Here is a 1,472-nt window from a genome sequence, read left to right on the forward strand (position 1 = left end):
GACGCGATGCGCCAGGCCGACCTCCTTGAGGGTGAGCAGAAGGAGGCGATCAAGGCCCGGCAACAGGGCGACGCGGATCGAGCGCGCAGTATCCTGTTTGGAGCCGAATACGATCGCCAGCTGGATCGTGTTGCTGCCGACGTTGAGCGTTTTCAGTATCGTCTCGATCAGCGGACAGACAGCGAAGTAGCTGCCGCAGTCGATATCTCCAAGCTTTGGAGGACCGTTTCGGAAATTGTTCTCGGGATTACCGGGTTCTTGTTTCTTTGCGTTCTCTACTTCGTTTTCAAGCGCCGCGTGTTGCGGCCGGTTGTCAGGCTGAGCGATATCGTCAATCGTCTCGCTGCCCAGGACTACGCGGTAGAGCCTCCCGTCTATGACGACATCGACGAGATCGGCGACATGGCACAGGCCATTCGCGTCTTCCGCGAGAACGGCCTTGAACGCCAGCGCTTAGAGGCGGAGCGGAGCGCCGATCTTGCGAAGCGATCCCTGCTGTCCCGAATGACTCAGCGAATGCAAGAATGCGAAACGATGCATCAGCTGGAGCGCGTTATCGAGAGCTTCGTTCCGAAGATCGCGCCAAGCCTCGCGGGTCGTCTATATCTTTTCGATGGGGGACAAAATCTTCTGCTCGAGGCATGCTCATGGCTTGCGCCAGTGCATTCAATCGCCGAATTTTCACCGATGGCGTGCTGGGCGTTACAGCGCGGGGAACTGCATCGTCCGAAGGGGCATAGTACCGATGTCTCCTGCGACCATGTTGACGTCACGGGAGCGACCATCGACTCCGTCTGTCTTCCTTTGATTGCCCAGCGGGCGACGCTCGGGCTCCTTTATCTTGAGCCACGCACGGACATCTCCGAATCCTTGTCGGATGTCGTCCCCGAGACGTATCTCAAGATGCTGGCGGAAAATGTCAGTCTCGCTGTCGGTAATCTTCGCCTTCGCGATACGCTGCGGGCCATGGCCATGGTTGATCCGCTGACAGGGCTGGCCAACCGACGGCAGCTTGAGACCGTGCTGGATTCGCGGCTAATGGAGGCAAACAGGACAAATCAATCCATCAGCTGTATCATGTTCGATGTCGATCATTTCAAGCGTTTCAATGACCAATTCGGGCACGACGCCGGCGACACCGTCCTTCGCGCTGTAGGTGATCTCCTGAAGCAATCGGCTCGCGACACTGACGCCTTTCGATATGGGGGGGAAGAGTTTTTATTGCTGATGCCAAACATGGGCATCGAGCAGGCCGCTCAGCGCGCAGAGGAGATACGGCTTAAGATTGGAGGACTTCAGATCGAGCATGCTGGACGTGAGCTCGGCGCAATCACTGCCTCATTTGGTGTTGCGACCGCTCCGGAGCACTGCACATTCACCAAGCTCATTCGAACCGCCGATGCCGCACTGCTCCTGGCTAAGGAGGCCGGGCGCAATCGTGTGTTACAGACAGAAGCAAGACAAGCTCGACC

General features: G+C 57.6%; 1 protein-coding gene. It reads left to right on the top strand.

Annotated elements, in window-relative coordinates:
- Nucleotides 1-1,472 (top strand): GGDEF domain-containing protein (locus AC52W5_RS05600; protein WP_495670283.1); only part of this gene is annotated, 1,472 nt, incomplete at both ends.

The sequence above is a fragment of the Nitrosospira sp. CT genome, from assembly GCF_059489795.1.